Source organism: Terrabacter sp. Root85 (assembly GCF_001429185.1).
Taxonomy (GTDB): Bacteria; Actinomycetota; Actinomycetes; order Actinomycetales; family Dermatophilaceae; genus Terrabacter.
In genome coordinates, this window is record NZ_LMIW01000008.1 from 157,746 (window position 1) to 179,483 (window position 21,738).

Below are 21,738 nucleotides of genomic sequence, written 5' to 3' on the forward strand. Positions count from 1 at the left end.
GCCTACGTCAGGCACTCCCCACGGGGCCGGGTCGCCCGTGGCGTGTCAGTGCGGGGGGACGCCCTGCGGGGAGAGCCGCCGCGCGCCGCCCCGCGCGCGACCGTGTCCCGGGCGGGACGGCATACGGGTACGGGACGGGTGAACGAGAACACGACGACACCCGACCGGCGGGGTCGCTCGCACACCGACCAGCTCGAGGAGCACCCATGCCCAGCGTGACCCGCAGCTTCACCGTCCATCCCGCGCCCGCGGTCGTCATCGCCTACCTCAAGGACTTTGCGAACGCCGAGGAGTGGGATCCCGGCACCGAGTCGTGCACGCGCGTCGGCGACGGACCGGTCGCGGTCGGTGCGCGGTGGCACAACGTCTCGAAGATCGCCGGCGTCACGACCGAGCTCGACTACGAGCTGGCCGAGCTCACCGACACCCGGATCGTCCTCGTCGGGCGCAACGACAGCGCGACGTCGACCGACACGATCACCGTCCTGCCCTCGGGTGAGGGCAGTGAGATCACCTACCACGCCGAGCTCGACATGCACGGGCTCGCCAACCTCGCCGCGCCCGCGATGAAGCTCGTCTTCGAGAAGCTCGCGAACGACACCGAGGAGCAGCTGACCCGGGTGCTCGAGTCCCGCTGACGCAACCGACGAGGGCCGGCCCACCGTGACGGCGGGCCGGCCCTCGTGCGACGGCTGCAGGGCGGCTACTGGTCGGCGAAGCGGTTGATCGCCGACTCGAAGCCCGCGCGCTTCTCGGGGTCGGTGACGCCGAGGCCCGGCTCGGGGGAGAGCGTCAGCACGCCGACCTTCCCCTGGTGGGCGTTGCGGTGGACGTCGAGCGCCGCCTGCCCCACCTCGTCGAGCGTGTACGTCTTGCTCAGCGTCGGGTGGATGAGCCCACGGTTGACGAGCTCGTTGGCCTCCCACGCCTCGCGGTAGTTGGCGAAGTGCGAGCTGACGATGCGCTTGAGGTTCATCCAGAGGTAGCGGTTGTCGTACTCGTGCATGTAGCCCGAGGTCGACGCGCAGGTGACGATGGTGCCGCCCTTGCGCGCGACGTAGACGCTCGCGCCGAAGGTCTCGCGACCGGGGTGCTCGAAGACGATGTCGACGTCGTAGCCGCCGGTCAGCTCGCGGATCTTCTTGCCGAGGCGCTGCCACTCGCGGGGGTCCTGCTCGGTGCCCTCGTCGTTCCAGAAGCGGTAGTCCTCGGCGTTGCGGTCGATGATGAGCTCGGCGCCCATGGCCCGGCAGATCTCGGCCTTCTCGGGCGAGGAGACGACGCAGATCGGCGTCGCGCCGCCGGCGAGGGCCATCTGCGTGGCGTAGGAGCCGAGGCCGCCTGACGCGCCCCAGATGAGCACGCGGTCGCCGAGCTTCATCGCGGCGCCGTTCTTGGAGATGAGCTGCCGGTAGGCCGTGCTGTTGACGAGGCCGGGTGAGGCGGCCTCCTCCCACGTCAGGTGGCCGGGCTTGGGCATCAGCTGGTTGGCCTTGACGATCGCGAGCTCGGCCAGGCCGCCGAAGTTCGTCTCGAAGCCCCAGATCCGCTGCTGCGGGTCGAGCATCGTGTCGTTGTGGCCCTCGGCGTCCTCGAGCTCGACCGACAGGCAGTGCGCGACGACCTCGGTGCCCGGCTTCCACTTCGTCACGCCGGGGCCGGTGCGCAGGATGACGCCGGCGAGGTCGGACCCGACGACGTGGTAGGGCAGGTCGTGGCGCTTGGAGAACTCCGACATGCGGCCGTAGCGCTCGAGGAAGCCGAAGGTCGAGACGGGCTCGAAGATCGAGGTCCACACGGTGTTGTAGTTGATCGCACTGGCCATGACGGCGACGAGCGCCTCGCCCGGCGCCAGCTCCGGCACGGGTACCTCGTCGATGTGCAGCGACTTGCGCGGGTCCTTGTCGCGCGTGGCGAGCCCCTCGAACATGCCGACCTCGTCCTTGTGGACGGTCGCCCCGCGGTACGTGGCGGGGATCTCGATGTTCGCGTAGGTCTCCTGGGTGCGGTCGCCGGAGAGGATGGCGTCGCGGATGGCCTGCATTGAAGGTCCTTACGTCGCAGCGTCATTGGTGGGTCGAGACAGAGTCGAACCAGTGCGGTGTGTCCCCGAACGTAGCGAGACGTGACCCGCGGGTAGCCGCTTCTGAGACGGCCACCACAGGTGACCTGGGTCACGGGATAGCGTCAACGCGTGCGACGGACGACGGCGGGTCTCGGCTGCTGGCTCGTCCAGCCGGTCTACCTGCTCGTCGAGCTCCTCGTCGCCGCCGGCGCCTCGGCGGCCTACAGCCTGCGCGACGACACGATCAGCGCGCTCGGGATGCTGACGTGCGCGCCCGGTCACGCGGGGTCGACGGTCGACGTCTGCTCCTCGGGCCATGCCGCGCTCGACGTGGCGTTCGTCGTCTTCGGCCTCCTGCGGGCAGCGGGCGCCGTGCTGCTGCGACCGCGTCTCGGCGCCGGGGGATGGGCGCTCGCCGCCGTCTGGCTGTGGGTCGCGTCCGCGCTCTTCGCTGCTGCCGTCGGGCTCGTGCCCGTCGACCAGCACCCCGGGTGGCACGGGGTCGTGGCGCTTCCCGTCTTCGTCCTCCAGCCGCTCGCCGTCCTCGTCACGGCCGAGGCGCTGCGGAGGTCACACGCCGTGTCACAGGGCGTCGCCGTGTCCGGTCTCGTGCTCGGCGGTCTCATGGTGGCCTCGGCTGCGGCGTTCGGGTTGCGTCTCGAGGACCCGACGTGGGTCGGTGCCCTCGAGCGCCTCGCCCTGTGGCCGACCTACCCGTGGCTGGCCGCCGTCGCCTGGGCGCTGCTCGGCGCCAGGAGGTCGGAGACGGTCGCGAAGGTGTAGCCGTCGTCGCGGAGCCTGCGGATGATCGCGGCGAGCCGGTCGATGGTGATGAGCCGGTCGTCCGAGCCCGTGTCGTGGGCGAGGATGATCGACCCGGGACGCACCTGCGACGCGATGTCCTCGACGATGCCGTCCGGATGACTGGCCACGAGGTCCTCGCGTGCCTGGGCCGACCACAGGACCGTCGTGAGGGTCGACTCGGCGGCCGCGAGGAGCGACGCCCCTCCGACGTGCCCGTAGGGCGGCCGGAAGAGCGTCGGCGCCACGCCGTACGTCTCCGTCATGAACCGGGTCGTCCTCGTGATCTCGTCCGTGCACCGGGACCAGTCGAGCCGACCGAGGTCGGGGTGCTCGAAGGTGTGGTTCGCGAGCTCGTGCCGGCCGACGCTGTCGCGGTGCAGCGCGCCGTGGTCGCGCACGTTGCGCCCGAGGCAGAAGAACGTGGCCGGCACGTCCTCCGCCTCGAGCGCGGCCAGCACCCGTGGGGTCCAGTCAGGGTGCGGACCGTCGTCGAACGTCAGCGCGACGCGGCGCTGATCGCCCGCACCCGCCCAGACGACCGAGGTGGCTGCCGCCGAGGGGGTGGATCGGTCGGGACGGACGGCGCTGACCGGGCTGCCGTAGAAGGGCAGCGGGGTGTTCTCGTCGAGCCGCTCCACGAGTCGCACCGCCCCGACGGCCCCGGCTGCTCCGACGGCTGCACCGGCTGCCGCGGTCAGGGCCTGACGGCGTGTGACCTCCATGTCAGCCGATGCTACGGGCTGCCCGCCACGATCCTCGGGCGAGTCGGCACCACGCGTGCCACACTGGCGCCCGGTCGACGGGGAGGTCGACCGCGGGTCGAGGGAGGTGGACGTGCGGCGTGCCGTGGTGGGCGCTCTGGCTGCGGTCGTGATGGCCGGTGCCGGACTCGTCCCGCTGCTCGTCGCCGACGACCCGCTGCCGGTCCTGCGCAACGGCGCGGGCTGGCGCGCGACGTCCGTCCTCGCGCCTGCCGCGCTCGGCGACCGGCTCGTGGAGCCGCTGGCCGAAGCCCTCTGGCTCTTCGACGGCACGGTCCCCGCGGCCGGCGCGCGCACACGCGTCGCGGCCCAGGCGCTCCAGGACCTGCACGCCCTGACCCGACCGAACGGGGCCGTCGCGGCCGGCCCCGACGCCCCCTGGGCGTACGCGTGGCCACGGGACTCCGCCTTCGTCGCCGTCGCGTACGCCGAGACCGGGCACGTGGCCGATGCCGAGCGCGTCCTGGGCTTCCTCGCACGCGTCCAACGGCCCGACGGCGGCTTCGAGGCGCGCTACCGGCTGGACGGAACCGGTCCGCCGGACGACCGTCCTCGCCAGAGCGACGGCGCCGGGTGGGTGCTCTGGTCCCTAGAGCAGGTCAGGGTGGCGAGCCCCGGTCGGGTCCTGCCCGCTGGGCTGCGCGGACTGCGCGACCGGTCCTTCCGTTTCGTCCTGGCGCAGACAGCGGCGGGCACCCGCCTGCCCGAGGTGTCACCCGACTACTGGGAGGTGCCGGAGCGGCGGGTCACCCTCGGCACGGCGGCTCCGCTCGCCGCCGGGCTCGAGGCCGCGGCCGGGACCTTCGCGGCCGAGGCTGACACCGGGCGGGTGGACCTGGCCAGGCGGGCGGCTCGCGGGCTGCGGTCCCTGATCCGTGCGGAGTTCGGCCCCGCGTACGAGCGGCACGGGCGGTCCGGAGGGCTCGATGCGGGCGTCACCATGCTGATGCCACCCTTCGCTGCAGTGGGCGACGTGGCCGCGGAGCGTGCCTGGGAGCACTACCCGGTGCTGGCCCTGCGTGCCGGGGGTGGCCTCGCCCCCGGTGTCGAGTGGAAGGGCGACGGCGTCTCGTGGACGCCGGAGACCGCCATGGTCGCCTACACCGCGGCAGCCTCCGGACACCCTCTCGTCGCCGAGCGCTGGCTCACCTGGCTCGACGGGCACTGCACGTCGTGGGGGAGCCTGCCGGAGAAGGTCCTGCCGGACGGGAGCCCCGCAGGACCGGCGCCGCTCGCGTGGACCGCCGCCCTCGTCGTCCTCACCGAGGTCGAGCTGGCGGCGCAGCGATCGGGTGTGGACGCGACGTCAGTGTCCGGCGTGGGCTGACGGCTCGACGAGCTCGACGAGGACACCGCCCGCGTCCTTGGGGTGGATGAAGTTGACGCGGCTGTCGCTCGTGCCCCGCTTCGGGGTGTCGTAGAGCAGCCGGAGGCCGCGCTCGCGGAGCGTCGCGCACACGGCGTCGATGTCGGTGACGCGGTAGGCGAGCTGCTGGATGCCGGGGCCGCTGCGGCCCAAGAACTTCGCGATCGTCGACTCGGGGGAGAGCGGCGCGAGCAGCTGGATGCACGAGCCGGAGTCACCGACGCCCATCATCGCCTCGCGGACTCCCTGCTCCGCGTTCGTCTCCACGTGGAGCATCCGCATCCCGTACGTCCCCTCGTAGAACGCGATGGCCGCGTCGAGGTCGGGGACCGCGATGCCGACGTGGTCGATGTGGGTGAAGAGGGGGTCGGGAGTCGCGCTCATGGTCCCAACGTAGGGCGGCGTGACGGCATACGGCTGCTGTATGCCGTGTGCGCTTGGTCATGCTCGTCGAGGGGCCTCGCGGGGTCGCGACTAGAGTTGACGGCGACATCCCCAATGACGTCGGAAGAGGCTTCACCCATGACTGCTGACCGTCCCACCTCCGTGATCGTCGCGGGCGCCCGCACCCCCATGGGTCGGCTGCTCGGCTCGCTCAAGGACTTCTCCGGGTCCGACCTCGGTGGTGTCGCCATCAAGGGGGCCCTCGAGAAGGCGGGCGTCGCCCCGGAGCAGGTCGACTACGTCATCATGGGCCAGGTGCTGCAGGCCGGCGCCGGACAGATCCCGGCCCGCCAGGCCGCGCACGCCGCCGGCATCCCGATGACCGTCCCGGCCCTGACCATCAACAAGGTCTGCCTCTCCGGCATCAACGCCATCGCCATGGCCGACCAGCTCATCCGCGCCGGCGAGTGCGACGTCGTCGTCGCCGGTGGCCAGGAGTCGATGACCAACGCGCCGCACCTCATGACGAAGTCGCGCGAGGGCTACAAGTACGGCGACGTCACGATGCGCGACCACATGGCCTTCGACGGCCTCTGGGACGCCTTCACCGACCAGGCCATGGGTCTGCTCACCGAGCAGGCCAACGCGGGCGAGCAGGCCTTCACCCGCGAGGAGCAGGACGAGTTCTCGGCGCGCAGCCACCAGCTCGCGGCCAAGGCGTGGAAGGACGGCCTCTTCGACGACGAGGTCGTCCCGGTGAGCATCCCGCAGCGCAAGGGCGACCCGGTCGTCTTCAAGAACGACGAGGGCATCCGCGCCGACACGACGACCGCGTCGCTCGGCGGCCTGCGCCCGGCCTTCAGCAAGGACGGCACGATCACGGCCGGCTCGGCGTCGCAGATCTCCGACGGTGCCGCCGCGGTCGTCGTCATGAGCAAGGCGAAGGCCGAGGAGCTCGGACTCACGTGGCTCGCCGAGATCGGCGCGCACGGCATGGTTGCCGGGCCCGACTCGACGCTCCAGCAGCAGCCCGCTCGCGCCATCGCCCGGGCCTGCGAGAAGGAGGGCATCACGCCCGCCGACCTCGACCTCGTCGAGATCAACGAGGCCTTCGCGGCCGTCGGACTCGCGTCGGCCAAGGAGCTCGGCATCGACGTCGACAAGGTCAACGTCAACGGCGGCGCCATCGCCCTCGGCCACCCGATCGGCATGTCAGGTGCCCGCATCGCCCTTCACCTCGCGCTCGAGCTGAAGCGTCGCGGCGGCGGTGTCGGCGCGGCTGCCCTCTGCGGCGGCGGCGGCCAGGGCGACGCCCTCATCGTCCGCGTGCCCGCGACCGCCTGATCGCCCGGGTCCTGCACCGCGTGGCGCGCCGATCCGTCGACGTCCCCGCCCTGGTCGAGTCGGCCATGGCGGGTTCGCCGCGCGCCGTCGCCCGCCTCATCTCCCTCGTCGAGGACGGGCACGAGTCCCTCCGCGAGGTGATGGCGGCGCTCGCGCCGCATGCCGGCAACGCCTGGGTCATCGGTCTCACCGGCTCACCGGGCGTCGGCAAGTCGACGACGACGACCGCGCTCGTCGGCGCCTTCCGCGAGCGGGGCCTGCGCGTCGGCGTGCTCGCGGTCGACCCGAGCTCGCCGTTCTCGGGCGGGGCGCTGCTCGGCGACCGCGTCCGCATGCAGGACCACGCCCTCGACCCCGACGTCTACATCCGCTCGATGGCCTCGCGCGGCCATCTCGGCGGACTGTCGTTCACGACGCCGCAGGCCATCCGGGTGCTCGACGCTGCCGGGTGCGACGTCGTGCTCGTCGAGACCGTCGGGGTGGGGCAGTCCGAGGTCGAGATCGCCGGGCTCGCCGACACGTCGGTCGTCCTGCTCGCGCCCGGCATGGGCGACGGCATCCAGGCCGCCAAGGCCGGCATCCTCGAGATCGGAGACGTCTTCGTCGTCAACAAGGCCGATCGCGACGGCGCCGACGCGACGGTCCGCGACCTGCGCCACATGATCTCGCTCGGCGACCGCACCGAGCCGGGTCTGTGGCGGCCTCCGGTCGTGAAAACCGTTGCGGCACAGAAGGTCGGCATCGACGAGGTGATGGAGGCGCTCGACAAGCACCGGGCGTTCGTCGAGGAGAACGGCGAGCTGGCACGGCGCCGCGAGCGTCGCGTCGGCGACGAGATCGAGACCATCGCGCTGACGACCCTGCGTGCCCGGCTCGGGCACGTCGGTGGTCACGAGGGCGTCGCCGCGCTGGCCCGTGACGTCATCGCCGGGCGCACCGACCCGTATGCCGCCGCCGACCGTCTCGTCGAGCAGCTCGGCTCCTGACCCGCAGGTTCGGGCTGGCTGGCTCACCGCGACACCTGTAGCCGGGCAGCGCGGCGATGCCGACCTGGGGCGGCGCGCTGTCCACAGAGCCTCGGAACACCTGAAGTGGGGGTCGTCGGCCGGAGTCCTGCGCGTGGCGACCGCGCGCGGGTGCTTGCTGTGTCGCGGGGGACCGCTCGCAGGGCCCGCGGTGGCGCGGAGGGAGCGGGCGGCATACGGACGCGGGGGAAGGCCTGCAGGCGGACGCGGCGAGCGCGCGGCGGATGTAAATGGATGGCGCGGAGGACGAGGCGGTGTCACCGTCGAGGGATGGACATCATCCCGCTCGACCATGACGACGACGTCATGCTCAAGGAGCTCTTCGGCGTGGCCACGCGCAGCGAGTCCGTCTCGCGCGTGCAGCCGATCCAGCGCACCGAGGACGAGTTCCTCAAGATGGTGCGCTTCTCGTTCCCCGGCGAGCGCGAGGAGAGCGTGGTCGCGGTCGTCGACGGCTCACCCGTCGGCTGGGCCCGCGTGTTCTTCCCCGAACGCGACAACCTGGACAAGTGCTGGTCGCACCTCGAGGTCGACCCGCAGCACCGCGGGCAGGGCGTGGGGGCCGCCCTCGTCGACTGGATGGAGCAGCAGGCCCGGGCGGCAGGCCGGGACATGCTCCTGACCGAGGTCTTCGTGCCGGTGGGCGACCGCGAGTCGCACGCCGACCGCGAGTTCGCCCTCCGCCGTGGCTTCACGGTGTCGAGCATCGAGATCGTGCGCTCGCTCCCGCTCCCGGTCGCGGGCGACGTCATGGCCGAGCACGAGCGTCGTGCCGCCGAGGCGATGGGCGACCTCTACGAGCTGACCGTCCACGTCGACGGCGTGCCGGACGATCTGCGTCAGGGCGTCTGCGACGCGTCGAACCGGCTCATCCTCGACGCCCCCACGGGAGACGTCGAGTTCGAGCCCGAGTCGATGACCGTCGACGACTACGAGACGCTGCTCCAGCACCTGCGCGACACCGGTCGCACGATGGTCACGGCGGTCGCCGTGCACCGCGAGTCCGGCGTCGTCGCGGCCTACACCGACCTCTCCATCCCGTCCGGTGACCCGCACGTCGTCTTCCAGTGGGGCACCCTCGTGCTGCCCGAGCACCGCGGCCACCGGCTCGGCATGGCCGTCAAGGTCGCGAACCTCGAGGAGCTGGCCCGCCTTGCGCCAGAACGGCGTTCGGTCCAGACGATGAACGACGAGCAGAACCCCTGGATGGTCCAGATCAACAAGGACCTGGGCTTCGCCATCATCGAGGAAGCACTGACGATGAAGAAGGCCTTCTAGGCCGAGCGGCTCGGTGGGGTGCTCGCGCGACGACGGCGGGGGCGGCATACGGTGAGGTCATGCTGATCGCCTTCTCCGTCGCCCCCACCGTCGCGGCCGACGACACCGGATCCGTGTCCGACGCCGTCGCCCGAGCCATCCGCGTCGTGCGCGACTCCGGTCTGCCGCACCGCACCGACGCGATGTTCACGACGATCGAAGGGGAGTGGGACGAGTGCATGGCTGTCGTCAAGCAGTGCTGCGACGTGCTGGCGGAGACCTCGCCGCGTGTCGGGCTCGTGCTCAAGGCCGACATCCGTCCCGGCTGGACGGGCGAGCTCGACGGCAAGCTCGAGCGGCTCGAGGATGCGCTCGGCCGTCAGCAGGATGACTGAGGGCGACTGGGCCCTGCGCCCGCTCGCACCCGAGGACTGCGACGAGCTGGGCCGGGTGCACATGGCCATCTGGCGCGACGCGTACGCCGACCTCATGCCGGCCGACTACCTCGCCGGGCTGAGTGACGAGCGCTGCGCGGACCGCTGGCGTGAGCGGGTCGCCCTGCCGCCGGACGCGCCCCAGCGCACCCTCGTGGTCGTCGATTCTGACGGCCGGCTCGCGGGTTTCGGCAGCGCCGGCCCCAGTCGCGACGAGGACGCACCCTCCGAGTGGGAGCTGTATGCCGTCAACCTCGCCCCGCACGCCCGTGGCACGGGCGTTGCCGACCGGCTCGTCGACGAGCTCCTCGGCGACCGCGACGCGACCTTGTGGGTCATCGAGGGCAACGCGAGGGCCAGGGCCTTCTACACGCGGCGCGGGTTCGTCGACGAGGGTGGGCGCGAGCTGCACCCGCCGACCGGCACCCCGGAGATGCGGATGGTCCGCCGCCTCGCCTGACGCGCGCAGGACAATCTGCGCATAACGGGCATAGGTCGCCGACCGTCGAGCGTGACCGGTCTGACATCGGCTCGTGTCGCTGCACGAACTGCGTCAGGAGTGTCGCAAATGTCCTCGGCGAGCCGTTCCCGCGGATTGGGGATGCAGCACGGTCCGTGCGTATCGTGGGTCGCGGCCGAACGCGCTCGGCCTGTCCCCCTGCGTCACCGAAAGGCTTTTCCATGCCCCGCACCGCGACTCGTCGACGTGCTCTTGCCGCCGCGCTCGCCTGCGCTGCCATGCTCTCCGCCTGCACCGGCAACTCCGACGACGGCACCGCCGGGACCGGCGGCTCGGCGACCCCTGTGGTCGCGGCCGATGCCGCCGACACGACCGCCGCCTCCGCCGTCGGTGCCGCAGCGACGTCCTCGCTCGACGCCTCGGCCGCCGGCGCGGCTGCTCGCAGCAAGGCCTTCGTCGGGGCCGCCCTGCAGTCGGCGAACGCGTATGCCAAGACGCTGCCCGGGCGCACCGCCGCGGAGAAGGCCGACGCCGAGCTCGCCACGACCGGCGTCAAGGTGCTCGCGCTGTCCCGCGCCGGAGACGCCCCGGCGCAGATCCTCGCGCAGACGACGCTGAAGAAGACCGGTGCGGCCGTCCTCGTGCTGCTCGTCGGTGGCCAGTCCGGTGCGCCGTTCAAGGCGGCCGCCGTCACCCCGATGCTCCCGGACGCCAAGCTCGACGCCCTCGACCCGACGACCGACGGCTCTGCCGCCGTCGCCGACGGCAAGGGCCTGAGCGCCAAGCCCGACGACGTCGTCTCGGCGTTCGCCGCCTCGGTGAAGTACCCCGACCCGACGGCGACCAAGGTGCTGGCCGACGACCCGCTCTCGGAGCAGCTGCGCCAGTCGGCCCGCGCGCAGTCGCAGGCCCTCAACAACCAGGGTGCCTTCACCCAGGAGCACGAGCCCAAGGGCGTCATCGGTGGCCTGCGCCTCAAGGACGGCAACGGCGCCATCGTCTTCGCCCACCTCGTGCGCAACGACGCCATCGCCATGCGGACCCCCGTCAAGCTCACCCCGGCCAAGGACCTGACGCTCCTGACCGGCATCAAGCAGATCACGACCGAGGCCAACCTCACCTCCAACGAGATCGTCGCCATCGTCATCCCTGCGTCCGGACAGGCGCGCATCGTCGCCGCTTCGGACCAGCTCGTCGCCGGCTCGGGTCGGTGAGGCAGGATTGATCTATGAGTCACCAGCCATTCACCGCAGCAGCACTTCGCGGTGCCGTCGACCTGTCATCGCTCAAGCGTCCGGCCCAGCCGGCTGGCCCCGCATCCGGCGCGGCCTCCACCTCCGCGGACGGTGCTGGCCTCGTCATCGAGGGCACTGACGCCACGATCCGTGACGTCATCGCGGCGTCCGACCGGCACCCCGTCGTCATGGTGCTGTGGTCGCCGCGGCTCCAGGAGTCGGCCGACTTCGTCACGACCCTCGGTGCGGTGGCCCGCCGCTACGCGGGCCGCTTCCAGCTCGTCACCGTCGACGTCGACGCGAACCCCACGATCCTGCAGGCCTTCCAGGTCCAGGCCGTGCCGGTGAGCTTCGCCTTCGTGCAGAGCCAACCCGTGCCGCTGTTCGAGGGCGCGCAGCCCGAGGCCCAGGTCACGGCCGTCATCGACCAGGTGCTCCAGCTCGCGGCGCAGCACGGGGTCACCGGCACCGTCACGGTCGGGGACGAGGCCGAGGCAACGGCCGACGAGGCCGAGCAGGAGCAGCCGCTGCCGCCACTGCACCAGAAGGCCTTCGACGCCATCGAGGCGGGCGACCTCGACGGGGCCGCCTCGGCCTACCGCGAGGCCCTCGCGCAGAGCCCTGCCGACACCGACGCCAAGCTCGGACTCGCCCAGGTCGGGCTCATGCAGCGCACCCAGGGGGCCGATCTCCAGGCCGCCCGTGCCGCTGCGGCCGCCGAGCCGACCGACGTCGACGCGCAGATCCTCGTCGCCGACCTCGACCTGCTCGGAGGTCATGTCGAGGACGCCTTCATGCGGCTCATCGACACGGTTCGCGTCACGGCAGACGCCGACCGCAACACGGCGCGTGAGCACCTCGTCGAGCTCTTCGAGGTCATCGGCGTCACCGACGAGCGCGTCGCGAAGGCACGCAAGTCCCTCATGAGCGCCCTGTTCTGAGGCTCTGACACGAAGCGGGCCATCCTCCACGTCGGAGGGTGGCCCGCTGTGCTGTGTGGGTGCCGTCGCGTGCCCGGCGGTGTCAGGTGGCCGACGTGGCGACGAGCGCGTCGGCCAGCCGTGTGACGACGTCGTCGGCCGTGGCACCGACCGAGTCCGTGCCGTCGACCCACAGGCCCCAGTGCGGCGTGGCGGGGTCGGCGCCGTCACGGACGACGACCACGTGGACCGGCTCGGGCTCGACGAGGTCGAGGAAGTCCTCGAGCCGGTCACCGAGCGCGTCCTCGGCGACGACCGCGTCGAGGCCCTCGAGCTGGTAGGTCTCGGCCACGGCCAGGGCCGCTGACCAGCGCAGCAGCCGACTCCGCAGCTGTTCCGACGTCGGCGGCTCGTCCCACCCGGGGACGGCGCCGCTCGTGACGGCCGCCTCGAGGGCCGCACCGTCGACGACGACGGCCCGTTGGAGACGAGCAGCCACGGCCGACGCGAGGCCGGCCCGAGCGTCGGCGCGGGCCGCCGTCACGAGCACCAGCCGGCCGCGCGGACCAGACTCGTCGAGCTCGCTCATCCGCCGAGGGCCGCCGACACGACGTCCTTGGCCTCGGCCTGCACCCGGGCGAGGTGCTCGGCACCCTGGAAGGACTCGGCGTAGATCTTGTAGACGTCCTCGGTGCCCGACGGGCGCGCGGCGAACCACGCGCTCTCGGTCGTCACCTTGAGACCGCCGATCTTGGCGCCGTTGCCCGGGGCCTCGGTCAGCTTGCCTGTGATCGGCTCTCCCGCAAGGGTCTCCGCCGTCACGTCGCTGGGGGAGAGGGCGCCGAGCTTGGCCTTCTCCTCACGCGACGCCGCCGCGTCGATGCGGGCGTATGCCGGGTCGCCGTGTCGCGCTGTCAGCTCGGCGTAGTGCTGGCTGGGCGTCCTGCCGGTCGCGGCGAGGATCTCGGACGCCAGGAGGGCGAGCAGGATGCCGTCCTTGTCGGTCGACCAGACCGTGCCGTCCTGGCGCAGGAAGCTCGCTCCGGCGGACTCCTCCCCGCCGAACCCGACCGAGCCGTCGAGCAGCCCGGGCACGAACCACTTGAAGCCCACGGGGACCTCGAGGAGCGTGCGACCGAGGTCGGAGGCGACGCGGTCGATCATCGAGGAGGACACGAGGGTCTTGCCGATGGCGGTCGTCGCGGGCCAACCCGGTCGGGCCCCGCCGTAGAGGTACTGGATGGCCACGGCGAGGTAGTGGTTGGGGTTCATCAGGCCGGCGTCGGGCGTGACGATGCCGTGCCGGTCGGCGTCGGCGTCGTTGCCCGTCGAGATGTCGTAGGCGTCCTTGGCGTGGATGAGCGAGGCCATCGCGGACGGCGAGCTGCAGTCCATCCGGATCTTGCCGTCCCAGTCGAGGGTCATGAAGGCCCACTGCGGGTCGACGCGCGGGTTGACGACGGTGAGGTCGAGCCCGTGCCGTTCACCGATCTCTCCCCAGTAGGCGACGGACGCGCCACCCAGCGGGTCGGCTCCGATGCGCACGCCGGCCTCGCGGACCCGGGCGAGGTCGACGACGTTTGGCAGGTCGTCGACGTAGGTGCCCATGAAGTCGTAGGAACCGGCCTCGCCGCGGGCCTGCTCGAAGGCCACGCGGCGGACCTCGCGCAGCCCACCGCGGATGAGGTCGTTGGCGCGCTCGGCGATGACCGACGTCGCGTCGGTGTCGGCCGGGCCGCCGTGCGGCGGGTTGTACTTGAAGCCGCCGTCGGCCGGCGGGTTGTGCGACGGCGTGACGACGATGCCGTCGGCCAGTCCGCTGGCGCCCGAGGCCTTGCCGCGATTGGCGCGGAGGATGGCGTGCGAGACGGCCGGGGTCGGGGTGAACCCGTCGCGGTCGTCGACCAGCACCTGCACACCGTTGGCCACGAGCACCTCGAGCGCCGAGCGCCAGGCGGGCTCGGACAGCGCATGCGTGTCGCGGCCGATGAAGAGCGGCCCGTCGAAACCCTGCGAGACGCGGTAGTCGACGATGGCCTGCGTCGTGGCGAGGATGTGGTCCTCGTTGAACGCCGTGCGCAGGCTCGACCCGCGGTGTCCCGACGTGCCGAACGCGACCTGCTGGTCGGGGTCGTCGACGTCGGGGTGCCGGTCGTAGTAGGCCCCGACGAGGGCGTCGACGTCGACGAGGTCCTCGGCCTGTGCGGGCTGACCGGCGCGCGGGTGGGTCATGAGGGGTCTCCGTTCGGGGTCGGGTCGGCGTCGCTGCTCGCGAGGGTCCCGGACACGACGGCCGGGACGGAGGGCTCGTCGACGGGGACGAGCCAGACGGTCGACAGGCGCGGGACGGTGAGGTCGGCGGCATACGGCTGCTGGTGCCAGGCCTCCTCGCGCGCCTCGACGACGGTGCCGGTGCTGCTCGGGGCGTCGGGGTGGTAGCCGGCCGTGTCGAGGACGACCGTCCACCGCCCGCCGCGCGGCAGCCCGATGCGGTAGGACTGCTGCGTCTCGCCGCTGAAGTTCATGACGCACGCCACGACCGGGGCGTCGGTCGCCCGGTCGCCCGTGCCGAAGCGCAGCCACGAGAACGTGTTGTGGGCTGCGTCGTCGGCCTCGAGCCACTCGAAGCCCGAGCGGTCGGAGTCGAGCTCCCACAGCGCCCGGTTGCCGCGGTAGATGCCGTTGAGGTCCTTGACGAGGTTGTGCACGCGGTAGTGCAGCGGCTGCTCGAGCAACCACCAGTCGAGGCTGCGGCCCTCGGACCACTCGGACTCCTGGCCGAACTCGCAGCCCATGAAGAGCAGCTGCTTGCCGGGGTGGCACCAGAGGTAGGCGAGGAAGGCGCGAAGGGTCGCGACCTGCTCCTCGCGCGGGCCCCGCGACTTGCGCAGCAGCGAGCCCTTGCCGTGGACGACCTCGTCGTGGCTGATCGGCAGCACGAAGTTCTCGTCGAAGGCGTACATCAGGGAGAAGGTGAGCTTGCCGTGGTGGTAGCTCCGGTAGATCGGCTCCTCGCCGAGGTACTTCAGCGAGTCGTTCATCCAGCCCATGTTCCACTTGAAGCCGAAGCCGAGACCGCCCTCGTTGGTCGGCTTCGTGACGCCCGGCCACGTCGTCGACTCCTCGGCGATCGTGACGATCCCGCCGACCCGCTTGTAGGCGGTGCCGTTCGTCTCCTTGAGCAGCTCGACGGCCTCGAGGTTCTCGCGCCCGCCGTCCTTGTTGGGCACCCAGGCCCCGGAGTCGCGGGCGTAGTCGAGGTAGAGCATCGAGGCCACGCCGTCGACGCGGAGGCCGTCGAGGTGGAACTCCTCGAGCCAGTAGATGGCGTTGGCGACGAGGAAGTTGCGCACCTCGGGCCGGCCGTAGTCGAAGATGTTGGAGCCCCACTCGGGGTGCCAGCCCTTGCGGGGGTCCGGGTGCTCGTAGAGCGGCAGGCCGTCGAAGCGGGCGAGGGCCCACTCGTCGGTGGCGAAGTGCCCGGGCACCCAGTCGAGCAGGACGCCGATGCCGGCACGGTGCAGCTCGTCGACGAGGAAGCGGAAGTCGTCGGGCCGGCCCCAGCGCGAGCTCGGGGCGTAGTAGCCGGTCACGTGGTAGCCCCACGACGGGACGTACGGGTGCTCCATGACGGGCAGGAACTCGACGTGCGTGAAGCCGAGGTCGCGCACGTAGTTGACGAGGTGCTCGGCCAGACCGCGGTAGCCGAGCTCCTGGCGCCACGAGCCGAGGTGGACCTCGTAGATGCTCATCGGTCCCTGGTGGGCGTTGCTCGTGCGGCGGCGCTCCATCCAGTCGTCGTCGCGCCAGTCGTAGTGGGTCTCGGTGACGATGGCGGCCTGCTTGGGCGCGACCTCCGTCATCCGCGCCATCGGGTCGCTCTTGAGCCGGACGAGCTCGTCGGGGCCGCGCACGGCGAACTGGTAGTTCATCCCCTCCTGGGCGCCGGGCAGGAAGAGCTCCCAGATGCCGCTCTCGCCGAGCGCCCGCATCGGGTGCGAGCGGCGGTCCCAGTCGTTGAAGTCGCCGATGACGTGGACGGCCTTGGCGCGCGGCGCCCACACCGCGAACGACACGCCCCGGACGTCGCCGAGCGGGCCGGGGTAGTGGCGCACGTGCGCGCCGAGGACGGTCCACAGCTGCTCGTGGCGGCCCTCGTTGATGAGGTGGCGGTCGATCTCGCCGAGGGTCGGGGCGAAGCGGTAGGGGTCGTCCTGCTCGTGCTCCACGCCGTCGCCGTACTCGACGAGGAGGCGGTAGTCGTGGGTCGTGCCGAAGTCGGGCGAGGTCATCGACCAGATGCCGTCGCGGACGTGCTGCAGCTCGACCCGCTCGCCCGAGTCGAGACGGGCGCCGACCCGTGTCGCGAACGGGCGGTAGGCGGTGATCGTCAGGCCGCCGGGCCCGACGTGGTGGCCGAGCAGGTCGTGCGGCTGGCCGTTGCGGCCCTGGAGGAAGGCCGTGATGGCGGCGTCGTCGAGGGAGGGACCGTGGGCGGTCTCGGTGGTCATGGCGTGCCTTCCTCGGTGGTGAGTCGCTCGACGGCGCCGAGCGGGATCGGCAGCCACGAGGGCCGGTTGCGGGCCTCGTAGACGACCTCGTAGAGCGCCTTGTCGAGCTCGAGCGCGCGGGTCAGTGCCTGCGCGTCGGCGTCGGGCGCCCCTGCGACGGAGGCGTACCCGTCGAGGAAGGCGGCCCGGCAGGCCGCCGCCCAGGCGGTCGCGTCGACCGGTGACTCGGCCAGCGCCACCGAGCCCGCGGCGTAGTCGAAGGAGCGGAGCATGCCTGCGACGTCACGCGCCGTGAGGTCGGGGAGTACGCGTTCGGCGAGCGGGCGCAGCGGCTCACCCTCGAAGTCGAGGGCCACCCACCCGCGCTCGGGCACGTCGAGGACCTGGCCGAGGTGGTAGTCGCCGTGGATCCGCTGCAGCGACGGCCAGTGCACGTCGCGCACGGACGCGACGACGCGCTCGACGGCGGCCGAGCGGGAGGCGAGGTCGGGCACGAGGGCCACGGCGGCGGCATACCGCTGGCGCATCGACGCGACGACGGCCTCGCGCGCCTCGGGCGTCACCTCGTGCGTGCCGAGAGCGTGCGCGAGCGCCGTGTGGATCTGGGCGGTGACGATGCCGAGGTCACGGGCCCGGTCGGTGAAGTCCGTGCCCGACGCGGCGGCGACGAGTGCGACTCGCCACGCGTCCTCGACCCCGGGGATGAACTCCTGGGCGAAGGCGAGGTGCCCGTGCATCGTCGTGCCACCGGTCGGGGCGTCCCAGGCACCCGACAGGTGGCCGATGGCCATCGGCACACGGTCGGAGCCCTCCTCCGTCAGGGCGGACTGCACGACGACGTCGGGGTTGTCGCCGTCCTGGAGGGTGCGGAAGACCTTGACGATGACCGGCTCGGCCGGGCCGCCGTCAGGAGCGGTCATGCGGCAGATGACCGACGTGTTGGACTGCTCGCCGCTGAGCACCGTCGACGACGACACCGAGCCGTCGGCGTGGCCGGTCGAGGAGCCGGTGGCGAGCGCGTTGCTGCCGACCGAGGCCTGCGCCTCGTCGGAGGCGCCGCCGCCGAGGATCGTCGCCATGAGCTGGCTGACGTAGACCGGGTCGTGCGGTCCGTCGTAGACCCACCGTGTGCCGAGGACGCTGTGCTCCATCGTGCCGAGCAGCGCGTGCTCGGCGCCCTCCAGAGGGGCCGAACGGTAGGTGAGGGGCACCTGGTAGACGACGGCCGGGGCCACGGCCTCGTCGGCGAGGAGCAGCGTCTCGCAGCCCACGTCGCCCTCGGGGTCCTCGAAGCGGAACCCGCCGACGCGGCGAAGCTGCGGGACGTGGCCCTTGCCGTGGTACCACCGCTGGTGCGGCATCCACTCGGTGACCATCTCGGTCTTGGTCGGCACGATCGACGCGCCCTTGTGCACGATGGCCATCAGCCGCGGTCCTCCCCGCCCCGCACGCGGAGCCAGAAGAAGTCGCGCGAGCCGAGCGTCAGGGTGACCCGTCCGTCGCTCGCCACCCACGGGAAGCCGCTGCCGCCGAAGAGGTCGATGAGCTCGCGGCCGGCGAGCTCCTCCGGCAGCTGGATCGTCGCGGCCTGGGGGCGGCTCGAGAGGTTGTTGACGCAGAGCACGGCCTCGCCGGGCTCGTTGCCGTCGGCCTCCAGGGTGCGTGTGAACGCGAGGATGGACTCGTTGTCGGCCTCGACGACGGTGAAGTCGCCGAGCCCGAAGACCGGATGCCGTCCGCGGATCTGGAGCATCCCGCGCACCCAGTGCAGGAGCGAGGCCGAGGAGGCCATCTGCGCCTCGACGTTGATGTTGTTGTAGTGGTAGACGAGGCTGCTGATGACGGGCAGGTAGAGCTTGCCCGGGTCGACGCTCGAAAAGCCGGCGTTGCGGTCGGGGGTCCACTGCATCGGCGTGCGCACCGCGTCGCGGTCGGTGAGCCAGATGTTGTCGCCCATGCCGATCTCGTCGCCGTAGTAGAGGCACGGCGACCCCGGCAGCGAGAGGATCAGCGCGTGGATGAGCTCGATCTCGGGCCGTGAGTTGTCGAGCAGGGGAGCGAGCCGGCGGCGGATGCCGACGTTTGCACGCATCCGGGGGTCGGGGGCGTACCAGCCGTACATCGCGGCGCGCTCCTCGGGCGTCACCATCTCGAGCGTCAGCTCGTCGTGGTTGCGCAGGAACGTGCCCCACTGGGTGCCCGACGGGATGGCCGGCGTGTCCGCGAGCACGTCGATGATCGGGGCGGCGGTCTCCTCGCGGAGCGAGTAGTAGAGCCGGGGCATGACCGGGAAGTGGAAGCACATCTGGCACTCCGGCGCCTCCTCGGTGCCGAAGTAGTCGACGACCTCGGCGGGCGGCTGGTTGGCCTCCGCGAGCAGGATGCGGCCGGGGTACTCGGCGTCGACCATGGCGCGCAGCTTGGCGAGGAACTCGTGCGTCCTCGGGAGGTTCTCGCAGTTCGTGCCCTCCTCCTCGAAGAGGTACGGGACCGCGTCGAGACGGAAGCCGTCGATCCCGAGGTCCATCCAGAAGCGCACGATGTCGAACATCGCCTCCTGCACGGCCTGGTTCTCGAAGTTGAGGTCGGGCTGGTGGCTGAAGAAGCGGTGCCAGAAGAACTGCCGCCGCACCGGGTCGAAGGTCCAGTTCGAGACCTCGGTGTCGACGAAGATGATGCGGGCGTCGTCGTAGCCGTCGTCGGTGTCGGACCAGACGTAGAAGTCGCCGTAGGGCCCGTCGGGCTCGGCACGGCTCGCCTGGAACCACGGGTGCTGGTCGCTCGTGTGGTTCATGACGAAGTCCGTGACGATGCGGATGCCGCGGGCGTGGGCCTGCGAGACGAGCTCGGTGAACTCCGGCAGCGTGCCGAACTCGGGCAGGACCGCCTTGTAGTCGGCGATGTCGTAGCCGCCGTCGCGCAGCGGAGACGCGTAGAAGGGCGGCAGCCAGAGGCAGTCGACCCCGAGCCACTGGAGGTAGTCGAGCCGGTTGATGAGACCGGTGAAGTCACCGGCGCCGGAGCCCTTCGAGTCGGCGAAGGCCCGGACGAGCACCTCGTAGAAGACCGCCTTCTTGAACCACTGCGGGTCGTGCTTGAGGCCGGGCTGGGACAGGTTGAGGCCCTGCATGCGTCAGTGGCTCCTCACGTGGATGATGTGGACGGGTTCGGAGTCGGGACCGAGCCGCACGAAGTTGTCCTGGCGCCACTCCCACGTCTGGTTCGTGATGTGGTCGTGCGCGTCGAACGTCGACCACGTGGCCATACCCAGTGCCTCCATGTCGAGGTGCACCCACGTCTCACGCGTGGCGTGCGGGTCGAGGTTGGCGATGACGAGGACGGTGTCGCGCTCGCCCGTGGCCCGGTCGACGACACGGGACTTGCTGAAGACCATGACGTTCTCGTCGTCAGCCGCGTGGAAGCGCAGGTTGCGCAGCCAGTGCAGCGCGGGGTGCCAGCCGCGGATGTCGTTGAGCCGCTTGAGGTACCAGGCGAGCGAGCGGCTCTCGAGGGGGCCGCCCGGCTCGTAGAGGTACCACTGCCGGTCCTTGTACTCGTACTTCTCGTTGTCGAGCTGCTCCTCGGCCCCGGGACGCGCCACGTGCTCCATGAGCTCGTAGCCGGCGTAGATGCCGTAGGTCGGGGCCATCGTCGCGGCGACCGCGGCGCGCAGCTTCCACGCGGTCGGGCCGCCGTACTGCATGTAGGGCGTGAGGATGTCGTGCGTCGTCGGCCAGAAGGCCGGGCGCATGTACGCCGACCCGGTGTCCTCGCCCGCGAGCTCGGTGCCGTACTCCTCGAGCTCCCACTTCGCGTTGCGCCACGCGTAGTAGGTGTAGCTCTGCTGGAATCCGGCCTTGGCGAGGTGGTGCATCATCGCCGGCTTGGTGAAGGCCTCGGACAGCCAGATGGTGTCGGGGTGGTCCTGCGCGACATCGGCGATCAGCCACTGCCAGAAGGCGACCGGCTTGGTGTGGGGGTTGTCGACGCGGAAGATGCGCACGCCGTGGTCGAGCCACACCTGGATGACCCGGCGCACCTCGGCGTAGGACCCGGCAGGGTCGTTGTCGAAGTTGAGCGGGTAGATGTCCTGGTACTTCTTCGGCGGGTTCTCGGCGTAGGCGATGGTGCCGTCGGCCCGCGTCGTGAAGAGGTCGGGGTGCGTCTGGACCCACGGGTGGTCGGGGGAGGCCTGCAAAGCGATGTCGAGGGCCACCTCCATGCCGAGCCGTCGCGTCTCGGCGACGAAGTGGTCGAAGTCCTCGAACGTGCCGAGGTCGGGGTGGATCGCGTCGTGTCCGCCGTCGGGCGAGCCGATGGCATAAGGCGATCCGGGGTCGCCGGGCTGGGCCGTGAGGGTGTTGTTGCGCCCCTTGCGGGCCGTCGTGCCAATCGGGTGGATCGGCGTCAGGTAGACGACGTCGAAGCCCATGTCGGCGATGGCGGGCAGGCGCTCGGCCGCGGACCGGAACGTGCCCGACACCCACTCGCCGGTCTTCTCGTCGCGGTGGGCGCCCTCGGACCGGGGGAAGATCTCGTACCAGGCGCCGTAGAGCGCGCGCTCGCGCTCGACGAGCAGGGAGTATGCCGGTGACGCCGACACGAACTCCCGCAGCGGCACGAGGGCGGCGAGGCCGGCGATCTCCGGCGAGGTCGCCGCGCCGAAGCGGTGCGCGGCTGGGGTCCGGTTGTCGCCCAGGGCGACGACGCCCTTGTCGATCTCGGCGGCGTCGACGCCCAGTCCGCGGACGGCCGCGGCGAAGCGCTCGAGCACGCGGACGCCCTCGGCGCACATGAGGTCCTCGTCGACGCCGGCGGCGATCTTGATGCCGGCGTCGTGCACCCAGGTCGCGTAGGGGTCGGACCAGCCCTCGACGCGGTAGGTCCACCAGCCCTCGCGGTCGGCGACGACGGTGGCGGCCCACTCGGACAGGCCGGGGTTGACGCTGTGCATGGCGAAGTAGTGGTCAGTGCCGTCGGGGTCCGTGAGCACGGCCGTCGCGTTGACGGCGTCGTGGCCCTCGCGGAAGACCTTGGCCCGGACGGTGAACTCCTCGCCGACGACCGACTTGGCCGGGCGGGTCCCGCCGTCGACGAGCGGACGGACGTCGCTCACGGGGATGCGTCCCATCGGGAGCGCGTCACCCGGCATGCCCTCGACGGTCGGCGGGG

The 21,738-nt window shown here is 71.5% G+C and carries 19 protein-coding genes; 10 read left to right on the top strand and 9 right to left on the bottom strand.

Features of this window, described 5'->3' with window-relative positions:
• Positions 1-206: 206 nt before the first annotated feature.
• On the top strand, positions 207-638 hold the full coding sequence (locus ASE25_RS07295; RefSeq protein WP_056770424.1) for an SRPBCC family protein: 432 nt from the start codon (positions 207-209) through the stop codon (positions 636-638).
• Between the two features lie 65 nt (positions 639-703).
• Here the strand turns inward: ASE25_RS07295 and ccrA are convergent, their stop codons facing one another.
• On the bottom strand, positions 704-2,044 hold the full coding sequence (gene ccrA / locus ASE25_RS07300) for a crotonyl-CoA carboxylase/reductase (RefSeq protein WP_056824349.1): 1,341 nt from the start codon (positions 2,042-2,044) through the stop codon (positions 704-706).
• A 150-nt stretch (positions 2,045-2,194) separates the two neighbouring features.
• Here ccrA and ASE25_RS07305 point away from each other — a divergent pair, with 150 nt between their 5' ends.
• Positions 2,195-2,848: a DUF998 domain-containing protein gene (locus ASE25_RS07305; RefSeq protein WP_056824351.1), complete on the top strand. Its 654-nt coding sequence runs from the start codon at positions 2,195-2,197 to the stop codon at positions 2,846-2,848.
• Here ASE25_RS07305 and ASE25_RS07310 read toward each other — a convergent pair.
• Positions 2,776-3,591 (bottom strand): polysaccharide deacetylase family protein, encoded by an 816-nt coding sequence (locus tag ASE25_RS07310; RefSeq protein ID WP_056824354.1) that lies wholly within the window; start codon positions 3,589-3,591, stop codon positions 2,776-2,778. The genes ASE25_RS07305 and ASE25_RS07310 overlap by 73 nt on opposite strands.
• A gap of 112 nt (positions 3,592-3,703) precedes the next feature.
• On the opposite strand from ASE25_RS07310, the gene ASE25_RS07315 reads away from it, so the two are divergent.
• Positions 3,704-4,957, top strand: a complete 1,254-nt coding sequence (locus tag ASE25_RS07315; protein WP_235508589.1) for a glycoside hydrolase family 15 — start codon at positions 3,704-3,706, stop codon at positions 4,955-4,957.
• Here the strand turns inward: ASE25_RS07315 and mce are convergent.
• Positions 4,937-5,380: a methylmalonyl-CoA epimerase gene (mce, locus tag ASE25_RS07320; RefSeq protein ID WP_056824357.1), complete on the bottom strand. Its 444-nt coding sequence runs from the start codon at positions 5,378-5,380 to the stop codon at positions 4,937-4,939. The genes ASE25_RS07315 and mce overlap by 21 nt on opposite strands.
• A gap of 138 nt (positions 5,381-5,518) precedes the next feature.
• Here mce and ASE25_RS07325 point away from each other — a divergent pair, with 138 nt between their 5' ends.
• The 7 genes from ASE25_RS07325 (at position 5,519) to ASE25_RS07355 (ending at position 12,076) form a co-directional block, all read left to right on the top strand.
• Positions 5,519-6,724 carry an acetyl-CoA C-acetyltransferase gene (locus ASE25_RS07325; protein WP_056824360.1) on the top strand — a complete coding sequence of 402 codons (1,206 nt, stop codon included), beginning with the start codon at positions 5,519-5,521 and terminating at the stop codon, positions 6,722-6,724.
• A 20-nt stretch (positions 6,725-6,744) separates the two neighbouring features.
• Positions 6,745-7,710, top strand: coding sequence for a methylmalonyl Co-A mutase-associated GTPase MeaB (gene meaB, locus ASE25_RS07330; RefSeq protein ID WP_235508590.1), 966 nt, complete (start codon positions 6,745-6,747; stop codon positions 7,708-7,710).
• A gap of 309 nt (positions 7,711-8,019) precedes the next feature.
• Entirely contained in the window at positions 8,020-9,027 is a 1,008-nt protein-coding gene (locus ASE25_RS07335) for a GNAT family N-acetyltransferase (protein ID WP_056824362.1), read from the top strand.
• Positions 9,028-9,086: 59 nt separating this feature from the next.
• Positions 9,087-9,401, top strand: coding sequence for a thiamine-binding protein (locus ASE25_RS07340; RefSeq protein WP_030195005.1), 315 nt, complete (start codon positions 9,087-9,089; stop codon positions 9,399-9,401).
• Positions 9,394-9,900: a GNAT family N-acetyltransferase gene (locus ASE25_RS07345; RefSeq protein ID WP_056770393.1), complete on the top strand. Its 507-nt coding sequence runs from the start codon at positions 9,394-9,396 to the stop codon at positions 9,898-9,900. Before ASE25_RS07340 ends, ASE25_RS07345 begins: the two co-directional genes overlap by 8 nt.
• Positions 9,901-10,121: 221 nt before the next feature.
• Positions 10,122-11,114 carry a hypothetical protein gene (locus ASE25_RS07350; RefSeq protein ID WP_235508591.1) on the top strand — a complete coding sequence of 331 codons (993 nt, stop codon included), beginning with the start codon at positions 10,122-10,124 and terminating at the stop codon, positions 11,112-11,114.
• Between the two features lie 14 nt (positions 11,115-11,128).
• Positions 11,129-12,076 (top strand): tetratricopeptide repeat protein, encoded by a 948-nt coding sequence (locus ASE25_RS07355; RefSeq protein WP_056824365.1) that lies wholly within the window; start codon positions 11,129-11,131, stop codon positions 12,074-12,076.
• 82 nt (positions 12,077-12,158) lie between these two features.
• Here ASE25_RS07355 and ASE25_RS07360 read toward each other — a convergent pair whose 3' ends face one another.
• From ASE25_RS07360 to ASE25_RS07385, 6 genes are read right to left on the bottom strand one after another with little or no spacing between them, the layout of a single operon-like run.
• The gene (locus ASE25_RS07360; RefSeq protein WP_056824366.1) at positions 12,159-12,644 is read right to left on the bottom strand and encodes a hypothetical protein; all 486 of its coding nucleotides are present in this window, start codon (positions 12,642-12,644) and stop codon (positions 12,159-12,161) included.
• On the bottom strand, positions 12,641-14,287 hold the full coding sequence (pgm, locus tag ASE25_RS07365) for a phosphoglucomutase (alpha-D-glucose-1,6-bisphosphate-dependent) (protein ID WP_056824368.1): 1,647 nt from the start codon (positions 14,285-14,287) through the stop codon (positions 12,641-12,643). Before pgm ends, ASE25_RS07360 begins: the two co-directional genes overlap by 4 nt.
• Positions 14,284-16,566: a 1,4-alpha-glucan branching protein GlgB gene (gene glgB, locus ASE25_RS07370; protein WP_056824371.1), complete on the bottom strand. Its 2,283-nt coding sequence runs from the start codon at positions 16,564-16,566 to the stop codon at positions 14,284-14,286. Before glgB ends, pgm begins: the two co-directional genes overlap by 4 nt.
• Positions 16,563-17,990 (bottom strand): hypothetical protein, encoded by a 1,428-nt coding sequence (locus ASE25_RS07375; RefSeq protein ID WP_056824374.1) that lies wholly within the window; start codon positions 17,988-17,990, stop codon positions 16,563-16,565. The genes glgB and ASE25_RS07375 overlap by 4 nt, the downstream gene beginning before the upstream one ends.
• Positions 17,990-19,696 carry a maltose alpha-D-glucosyltransferase gene (gene treS / locus ASE25_RS07380; protein ID WP_056824377.1) on the bottom strand — a complete coding sequence of 569 codons (1,707 nt, stop codon included), beginning with the start codon at positions 19,694-19,696 and terminating at the stop codon, positions 17,990-17,992. The genes ASE25_RS07375 and treS overlap by 1 nt, the downstream gene beginning before the upstream one ends.
• Positions 19,697-19,699: 3 nt before the next feature.
• Positions 19,700-21,718, bottom strand: coding sequence for an alpha-1,4-glucan--maltose-1-phosphate maltosyltransferase (locus ASE25_RS07385; protein ID WP_056825629.1), 2,019 nt, complete (start codon positions 21,716-21,718; stop codon positions 19,700-19,702).
• Between the last annotated feature and the right edge of the window lie 20 nt (positions 21,719-21,738).

Coding starts and splice junctions, on each gene's coding strand:
- ASE25_RS07295 (WP_056770424.1), top strand. CDS start 207: ATGCCCAGCGTGACCCGCAGCTTCACCGTCCATCCCGCGCCCGCGGTC.
- ccrA (WP_056824349.1), bottom strand. CDS start 2,044: ATGCAGGCCATCCGCGACGCCATCCTCTCCGGCGACCGCACCCAGGAG.
- ASE25_RS07310 (WP_056824354.1), bottom strand. CDS start 3,591: ATGGAGGTCACACGCCGTCAGGCCCTGACCGCGGCAGCCGGTGCAGCC.
- mce (WP_056824357.1), bottom strand. CDS start 5,380: ATGAGCGCGACTCCCGACCCCCTCTTCACCCACATCGACCACGTCGGC.
- ASE25_RS07325 (WP_056824360.1), top strand. CDS start 5,519: ATGACTGCTGACCGTCCCACCTCCGTGATCGTCGCGGGCGCCCGCACC.
- ASE25_RS07335 (WP_056824362.1), top strand. CDS start 8,020: ATGGACATCATCCCGCTCGACCATGACGACGACGTCATGCTCAAGGAG.
- ASE25_RS07340 (WP_030195005.1), top strand. CDS start 9,087: ATGCTGATCGCCTTCTCCGTCGCCCCCACCGTCGCGGCCGACGACACC.
- ASE25_RS07345 (WP_056770393.1), top strand. CDS start 9,394: ATGACTGAGGGCGACTGGGCCCTGCGCCCGCTCGCACCCGAGGACTGC.
- ASE25_RS07350 (WP_235508591.1), top strand. CDS start 10,122: ATGCCCCGCACCGCGACTCGTCGACGTGCTCTTGCCGCCGCGCTCGCC.
- ASE25_RS07355 (WP_056824365.1), top strand. CDS start 11,129: ATGAGTCACCAGCCATTCACCGCAGCAGCACTTCGCGGTGCCGTCGAC.
- ASE25_RS07360 (WP_056824366.1), bottom strand. CDS start 12,644: ATGAGCGAGCTCGACGAGTCTGGTCCGCGCGGCCGGCTGGTGCTCGTG.
- pgm (WP_056824368.1), bottom strand. CDS start 14,287: ATGACCCACCCGCGCGCCGGTCAGCCCGCACAGGCCGAGGACCTCGTC.
- glgB (WP_056824371.1), bottom strand. CDS start 16,566: ATGACCACCGAGACCGCCCACGGTCCCTCCCTCGACGACGCCGCCATC.
- ASE25_RS07375 (WP_056824374.1), bottom strand. CDS start 17,990: ATGGCCATCGTGCACAAGGGCGCGTCGATCGTGCCGACCAAGACCGAG.
- treS (WP_056824377.1), bottom strand. CDS start 19,696: ATGCAGGGCCTCAACCTGTCCCAGCCCGGCCTCAAGCACGACCCGCAG.
- ASE25_RS07385 (WP_056825629.1), bottom strand. CDS start 21,718: ATGCCGGGTGACGCGCTCCCGATGGGACGCATCCCCGTGAGCGACGTC.